Genomic DNA, 7745 nt, shown 5'->3' with positions numbered 1-7745 from the left:
GGAGTGTTTCGGTGGTTTTAGCGTCAGGGAAACGCCCGGTCCCATTCCGAACCCGGAAGCTAAGCCTGACTGCGCCGATGGTACTGCAACCGAAGGGTTGTGGGAGAGTAGGACACCGCCGAACTTACTTTGAGAAGTCTGGGCCCCGGTCGAGAACCCTCACGGTTCTCCCGGGGCCCAGACTCATGTTCGCGTCCGCTCGGGCAGCGCGCGGGCCGGCCACAGGTCCGCCCGCGCGAGGTTGCTCCGAACGGGCCCGTAGGATAGTCAATCGGCCCTCGTACGGAGGGCCGTCCTCAGAATTCCAGAGTTGTCTATGGCAGGAGGCCAGGTGTCCGAGTTCGGTCGACGAGACTCAGCGGATGAGGGGTCCGGTCGGTCGGCTCGCCGCGACCAGGACTCCCGCGGCGGCAGGTCCGACGCGCCCCGGGGAGACCGGCGCGGCGCGCGGCAGGACCGCGGCGGACGGGACAACGCCCACCAGGGCCGGCCCCGTCGAGACGATCACGGCGCGCGCGGTTCCGGCGGCTTCGCCGGCCGCCCCGGCCGCGACGACGGCCCCCGCGAACAGCGCGGATACGCCGGCAAACGCGACGACGACCGCGACTTCCGCCCCCGCGGCAAGCGCGAGTTCGACCGTCCGCAGGGCAAGTCCTACGGCGACCGCTCCGGCGGACCCGGCGGCAAGCCCTCCTACGGCGACCGCTCCGGGCGTCCGGAGGGACGCTCGTCCTACGGCAACCGTTCCGAGGGGCGGCCCTCGTACGGCGAGCGCTCGGGCGGGCCCGGCAAGTCTTACGGCGACCGTTCGGGACGTCCGGAAGGGAAGTCCTACGGCGACCGCAGCGGGCGTCCGCAGGGCAAGTCCTCTTACGGCGAGCGCTCCGGCGGGCGCTGGAACGACGACCGGCGCGGCGGCGGCGACCGGCGTGGCGGTCACTCGGGCGGCGACGACCGGCGCGAGTCGGGCGGGTACCGCGGCAAGGACTCCCAGGGCGGCGGTTTCCGCGACGATCGGCGCGGATCCGGCGGATTCCGCGACAACGACCGGCGTGGCGGTTACGGCGACCGCGACAACCGGGGCGGCAAGCCGGGCGATCGCGGTTCGCGCGGCGGCTACCGCGACGACCGCGGCGGCAAGCCCGGCGGCTACCGGGACCGGGACGACCGCGGTTCGCGCGACAGCGGATTCCGTGGCGGGAACCGGAGTTCCGGTGGATTCCGGGACGACCGCTCCGGCGGAAACCGGGGAGACCGGCGCGACGACCGCGGGTTCCGCAACGATCGCGACGACCGCCGGGACAACCGGGACAACCGCGGCAGCTACGGCGACCGCGACAACCGCGGCGGCAAGCCGGGCGATCGCGATTCGCGCGGCGGCTACCGCGGGGATCGCCGGGACGACCGCTCCGGCGGGTTCCGCGACAACAAGCGGGACGACCGGCCGGGCGGGTACCGGCGCGACGAAGGCGGTCCCCGCGGGGACCGTCGGGACGACCGTCCGGGCGGGTTCCGCGACAACAAGCGAGACGATCGTTCGGGCGGCTTCCGCACCGAGCGACGCGACGAGGGCGGCTACCGGGGCGACCGTCGGGACGACCGGTCCGGCGGGTTCGGTCGTGACGACCGGTCCGGTGCCAAGCGGCCGGGCGGGGATCGTCGGGACGAGCGTTCGGGCGGATTCCGGCGTGACCGGGACGGCGACTCCGGCGGGTTCCGCAAGGACCAGCGCGACAGCGGTTTCCGGAAGGACCGTCAGGACGACGGTTACCGGGAGCGGCGTGACGAGGTCGAGAAGACCCCATCGGCCGAGGAATCCGCGGTCGTCGACGAGGTGACTGCGGGCTCGGGCGGCGCTGAGGTCGTATCGGGCGCGACGGACCGGGTCGAAAGCGTCGAGGCCGCTGAGGGCCAGGAACGGCGCGACGCGGACGACTCGCGGGACAACCGCGACGACCGGGGCGAGCGGTCGGACCGGCGGGAGCGCGACAACCGCGACAACCGCGACAACCGCGACAACCGCGACAACCGTCCCAGCCGCGACAACCGTGGAGACCGCGACAGCCGTGGCGATCGAGGCGACCGTCGCGACCGCAGGGACGACCGTCCCCGCACCAAGCGGCCGGTGACCGTCGAGGAACAGGACGCCGCTCTCGCCCGCGAGCTGCTCGAAGCACCGGACCTGCCCGAGGACATCGAGTTCTCCGACCTCGACGAAGAGGTCCGCCGCGAGCTGCGGACCCTGCCGAAGGGGCTCGCGGAGACCGTCGGGAAGCACCTGGTCGCCGCCGGCGGGCTGGTCGACGAAGACCCGGAGGCCGCACTCGAGCACGCCCGGTACGCGAAGACCAAGGCGTCGCGCGTGCCGATCGTGCGCGAAGGGCTCGGGCTGGTCGCCTACCACGCGGGCAACTGGCAGGAAGCGCTGTCCGAACTGCGCGCCGTCCGGCGGATGACGCGCAGCGACGAGCACATCGCGATCATCGCGGACGCCGAGCGCGCGCTGGGCCGTCCGGAGCGCGCTCTGGACCTCGCCAAGGAGACCGACAAGGAACGGCTCACCAAGGGGACCCAGGTCGAGCTGGCGATCGTCGCGGCGGGTGCGCGGCGCGACCTCGGGCAGCTGGACGCGGCGGTCGTCTCGCTGCAGGGGCCGGACCTCCAGGCGGCCAAGCGCGACCCGTGGAGCGCGCGCCTGTTCTACGCCTACGCCGACAACCTCGAGGCTGCCGGACGCAAGGAAGAGGCCGTGCAGTGGTTCCTGAACGCCGCTGAGGCCGACGCCGAGGACGAGACCGACGCCGCCGAGCGCGCCGCGGACCTCGCGAACGAGTCGAACGAGGCGAAGGCGTCCAACGAGCCGGCCGAGCCGACCGCGTCAGACGAGCCGACCGGGTCGGATGACTGACGTGGCCTACGACGCGCTGCTGTTCGATCTCGACGGCACCGTGTACCACGGGCCGCAGGTGATCGACGGGGCCGCGGAAACCGTGACCGCCGTGCGCGAGCAAGGCACGGCGGTCCGGTTCGTGACCAACAACGCGTCAAAGGCCCCGTCCGCCGTCGCCGAGCACCTCCGGGACCTCGGCATCTCCGCGGACACCGAAGAGGTGCACACGAGCGCTCAGGCGGCAGCCGCGCTCCTGCGGGACCGGCTGCCCGCCGGGGCGAAGGTGCTCATCGTCGGCACGGCCGCGCTCGGCGACCAGATCGCCGACGCGGGACTGGAGCCGGTGCGGACCGCGGGCGACGACGTTTCCGCGGTGGTGCAAGGACATTCGCCGGAAACCGGATGGGCGGACCTCGCGGAGGCGAGCATCGTGATCCGGGCGGGCGGCCTGTGGGTCGCGACGAACACCGACACGACGCTGCCGACCGAGCGCGGGCTGATGCCGGGCAACGGCTCGATGGTCGGGGCGCTAAAGATCGCGACCGGCGCGGAGCCGGTGGTCGCAGGGAAGCCGCAGCCGTTGTTGTTCGAGACGGCTGCGCGGTCGGCGAAGGCGAAGCGTCCGCTGGTGGTCGGGGATCGGCTCGACACCGACATCGCGGGTGCGGTCGCGGCGAGCCTCGACTCGCTGTGCGTCCTCACCGGCATCGCGACTCCGGCGACGCTGCTCACCGCGATTCCGGCGGAAAGGCCGACGCATCTCGGCGCCGATCTCACCGCGCTCGCGCAGCCGGTGGACGAATTGCGCGTTGGAAAGCGGACCGGCTGGGAAATCAATGAAGGCGACGTGCTGACCGTTCGCGGCGAGGGGGACAAGCTCGACCTGTTGCGCGCGCTGTGCGATTCGGCGTGGCGGACCGGGGTCGTGCAGGTGCGCGCGGAAGGCGACGCGGCCGCGGCGGCAGTAGCCGGGCTCGGGCTGGCCTGACTGGTAGTTTGGGCCTGTGCACCCGAACGTTCCGCGGCCGGTTCCCGGACCCCCGCCGATCCCCGGACCCGGCCCGCAGCAGACTGACCCGCGGGCGGGCATCGACGAGGCCGTCGCCGGGCTCGACGACCTCGACACGCTGCCGCCCGCCGAGCACGTGGACCGGTTCGAGGCCGTGCACACCGAGCTGACCGTGGCCCTGTCCAGCATCGACAAGGTCTGACCGGCGTGGCCAAACGGGCCAGGCTCGACGCGGAACTCGTGCGGCGCGGACTCGCCCGCTCCCGCGAACAAGCCTCCGCGCTCATCGCCGGCGGCAAGGTCACCGTGCGCGGCATGGTCGCCACGAAACCCGCCACCGGCGTGGAAAACGACGCGCCGATCGTCGTGAAGGACGAGGACGATCCGGGCTGGGCGTCGCGCGGCGCGCACAAACTCCTTGGCGCGCTTGACCGTTTCGGTCCCGACGGGCTGACCGTCGAAGGCCGCCGCTGTCTCGACGCGGGCGCATCCACTGGCGGGTTCACCGATGTGCTGCTGAGGGGCGGCGCGGAGAAGGTCATCGCCGCGGACGTCGGGCGCGGCCTGCTCGATTGGAAGCTGCAGACCGACGATCGCGTCGTGGTCCTCGACCGCACGAACGTCCGCAACCTGACGCCGGACGTCCTCGGCGGCCAGGTCGATCTCGTCGTCGGCGACCTTTCCTTCATCTCGCTCAAGCTCGTGCTGCCCGCGCTCGCCGAATGCGCCCGCGACGGCGCGGATCTGCTGCCGATGGTCAAACCGCAGTTCGAGGTCGGCAAGGACCGGCTCGGCAGCGGCGGCGTGGTCCGCGATCCCGAACTGCGCGCCGAATCCGTGCTGGGCGTGCTCGCCGAAGCCGCCAAGCTCGGGCTGTCGCTGCGCGGGGTTGTCGCGAGCCCGTTGCCGGGGCCGTCCGGGAACGTCGAATACTTTGTGTGGCTCCGGAAAGCGGGGTCGGAAGACGCCGGCGTCGACGACATCGAGGATGCCGAGCGGCTCGTTCGCGCCGCAGTCCAGGAAGGACCCCAGTGACCGCCGAACGTGAAGTGCTCCTCGTGGTGCACCCCGACCGGGACACCACCCGGGAGGCCGCCCGCGAGGTGTCCCAGCGATTCGCGAAGGCCGGGATCCGGCTTCGCGTGCTCGACGAGGACGTTCTCCAGCTGATCGACCCGGACGGCTGCATGGCCAAGCCGTGCACCGTGGTCGCGCCCGAGCACAATCCGGCCGAAGGGGCCGAACTCGTGTTCGTGCTCGGCGGCGACGGAACCCTGCTGCGCGCGGCGGAACTCGCCCGCCCGGCGGAGGTGCCGGTGCTCGGCGTGAACCTCGGCCGCGTCGGCTTCCTCGCCGAGGCCGATTCGGACGCGCTCGCCGACGCCGTGCAGCGCGTGGTCGACCGCGAGTACCACGTCGAGGACCGGATGACGGTCGACGTCACGGTCACCGCCGACGGCGCGGAGATCTACCGGACCTGGGCGCTCAACGAGGCCAGCGTCGAGAAGTTCAACCGCGAGCGGGTGCTCGACGCGCTGATCGAGGTCGACGGCCGCCCGGTGTCGTCCTTCGGCTGCGACGGCGTGCTGTGCGCGACGCCGACCGGCTCCACCGCGTACGCCTTCTCCGCGGGCGGGCCGGTGCTGTGGCCGGACGTCGAGGCGCTGCTCGTGGTGCCGAGCAACGCGCACGCGATGTTCTCCCGGCCGCTGGTCGTCTCGCCCGAGTCGGTGATCGCCGTCGGCATCGACCCGACCGGCCCGAAAGCGGTGCTGACCTGCGACGGGCTGCGGTCGTTCGACCTGCCGCCGGGCGCGCTGGTGCGCGTCGTGTGCGGCACGCGGCCGGTGCGGCTGGTGCGGCTGTGGGACGGCGTGTTCACCGACCGGCTGGTGTACAAGTTCGGCCTGCCGGTGCGCAGCTGGCGCGACCGGCGCGGCGGGGAGCGTCCGGGCGGCTGATCCGCGACGCGCCCGCACAAGTGTTCGACCAGCGAAAAGAAGAGTTAGCGGACCTCGGACGCACAGAACGTCGGTGCGGGCCGCTACCGTATGCGTCGTGCTGGCCGAGATGCGCATCCAGGGCCTCGGAGTCATCGAGGAAGCCCTGCTGGAACTGCACGCGGGCTTCACCGTGGTCACCGGTGAGACGGGTGCGGGAAAAACCATGGTCGTCACCGGGCTGCATCTGCTTTCGGGCGGACGGGCCGAGGCGTCGAAGGTCCGGAACGGGATGCTGAAGGCATTCGTCGAGGGCCGGTTCACCGTGGGCAAGGACGACGCGGCCGCTCGCATCGTCACCGACGCGGGGGCCGACGTCGCCGAGGACGGCAGCGTCATCGCCCTGCGCACGGTCGCGGCCGACGGACGCTCGCGGGCGCACCTGGGCGGCCGGTCGGTGCCGGTCGGGGTGCTGTCCGAGCTGTCCGAGCAGGTGATCGCCGTGCACGGGCAGAACGACCAGCTGCGGCTGCTGCGCCCGGCCGAGCAGCGCGCGGTCATCGACCGGTTCGCCGGCGAGGACGTGGGCGGGCCGCTCGCGCGGTACCGCCAGGTCCGCGAGGAATGGCTGGCCGTGCTCACCGAGCTGAGCGAGCGCTCCAACCGCTCCCGCGAGATGGCGCAGCAGGCGGACCTGCTGAAGCACGGGCTGAACGAGATCGACGCGGTCGCGCCCGAACCGGGCGAGGACGTCGAGCTGACCGAGCAGATCAAGCGGCTCGCCGCGGTCGACGAACTCCGCGCGACGGCCACCGAGTCGCACGCGGCGGTGTCCGGCTCGCAGGACGGCGATCCGGACGCCCCGGGCGCGCTCGGCCTGATCGGCGAAGCGGTGCGGCGGCTCGCCTCGGCGGAGGACTCCGCGCTGCGCGACCTCGCGCCGCGGCTGGAGGAAGCCTCCACGCTGCTGAACGACGTCGGCGCGGAGCTGGGCGGCTACGTCGAGAACCTGGACGCCGACCCGGCGCTGCTGGAGAAGGTGCTCGCGCGCCAGGCCGATCTCAAACGGCTCACCCGCAAGTACGCCGCGGACGTCGACGGAGTGCTGGCGTGGGCGGATGACGCGCGGCGACGGCTCGAATCGATGGACACCTCCGAAGAGGCGCTGGGCGCGTTGGCGTTGCGCCGGGACGAGCTGGCCGTGCAGCTGGTCGCGCACGCCACCGAGGTCTCCGCCGCGCGCGGCAAGGCGGCCGCTGAACTCGCCACGGCGATCACCAAGGAACTGTCCGGGCTCGCGATGGGCCAGGCGGAGCTGGAGATCACCGTCGAACAGCGTCCGGCCGAACACGGCGACCGGCAGGCGCTCGCGATCGACGGGCACGCGGTGCACGCGGGCCCGGACGGCGTCGACGAAGTGGAACTGCTGCTGCGGGCGCACAACGGCGCGCCGCCGCTGCCGGTGCACAAGGCCGCCTCGGGCGGTGAGCTGTCGCGCGTGATGCTGGCGATCGAGGTCGTGCTGGCGCACGCGGACACCGTGCAGACGCTGGTGTTCGACGAGGTGGACGCCGGGGTCGGCGGCCGGGCCGCAGTGGAGATCGGACGGCGGCTGGCGCGGCTCGCGCGCACGCACCAGGTTCTGGTGGTCACGCACCTGCCGCAGGTCGCCGCGTTCGCCGATCAGCATTTGGTGGTGGACAAGGGAACCAGCGGCGGCGTCACGCGCAGCGGCGTGAAGACGCTCGACCAGGGCGACCGGGTGCGCGAGCTGGCGCGGATGCTCGCGGGCATGGACGGCACCGAGACCGGTCGCGCGCACGCCGAGGAGTTGCTTGCCACCGCGGAAAAAGACAAAGCGAAGAACACCGGCGCGAAGCGCAAGCGCGCGAAGAAGGGCTGACCG

6 protein-coding genes and 1 rRNA gene are annotated in these 7745 nt (G+C 72.5%); all 7 read left to right on the top strand.

Annotated features, from left to right (window positions below; translation table 11 throughout):
- Positions 1-7 precede the first annotated feature (7 nt).
- The 7 genes from rrf to recN all read left to right on the top strand — a co-directional run bounded on the left by rrf (position 8) and on the right by recN (position 7742).
- Positions 8-124: ribosomal RNA gene (gene rrf, locus D0D37_RS05340) — 5S ribosomal RNA — on the top strand.
- A gap of 207 nt (positions 125-331) precedes the next feature.
- Positions 332-2908: a hypothetical protein gene (locus D0D37_RS47775; RefSeq protein WP_244223391.1), complete on the top strand. Its 2577-nt coding sequence runs from the start codon at positions 332-334 to the stop codon at positions 2906-2908.
- Complete coding sequence (locus D0D37_RS05330; protein ID WP_116199385.1) at positions 2901-3878, top strand: HAD-IIA family hydrolase; 978 nt, start codon at positions 2901-2903, stop codon at positions 3876-3878. The genes D0D37_RS47775 and D0D37_RS05330 overlap by 8 nt, the downstream gene beginning before the upstream one ends.
- Before the next feature lie 16 nt (positions 3879-3894).
- Positions 3895-4101: a hypothetical protein gene (locus D0D37_RS05325; RefSeq protein WP_009079580.1), complete on the top strand. Its 207-nt coding sequence runs from the start codon at positions 3895-3897 to the stop codon at positions 4099-4101.
- 5 nt (positions 4102-4106) lie between these two features.
- Complete coding sequence (locus tag D0D37_RS05320; protein WP_116199384.1) at positions 4107-4934, top strand: TlyA family RNA methyltransferase; 828 nt, start codon at positions 4107-4109, stop codon at positions 4932-4934.
- On the top strand, positions 4931-5860 hold the full coding sequence (locus D0D37_RS05315) for an NAD kinase (RefSeq protein WP_116199383.1): 930 nt from the start codon (positions 4931-4933) through the stop codon (positions 5858-5860). The genes D0D37_RS05320 and D0D37_RS05315 overlap by 4 nt, the downstream gene beginning before the upstream one ends.
- A 97-nt stretch (positions 5861-5957) precedes the next feature.
- Positions 5958-7742 carry a DNA repair protein RecN gene (gene recN / locus D0D37_RS05310; RefSeq protein ID WP_162834085.1) on the top strand — a complete coding sequence of 595 codons (1785 nt, stop codon included), beginning with the start codon at positions 5958-5960 and terminating at the stop codon, positions 7740-7742.
- Positions 7743-7745 lie beyond the last annotated feature (3 nt).

It is taken from the genome of Amycolatopsis circi (assembly GCF_003385235.1).
Classification (GTDB): Bacteria; Actinomycetota; Actinomycetes; order Mycobacteriales; family Pseudonocardiaceae; genus Amycolatopsis; species Amycolatopsis circi.
This window is presented reverse-complemented; position numbering and strand designations above follow the sequence as displayed.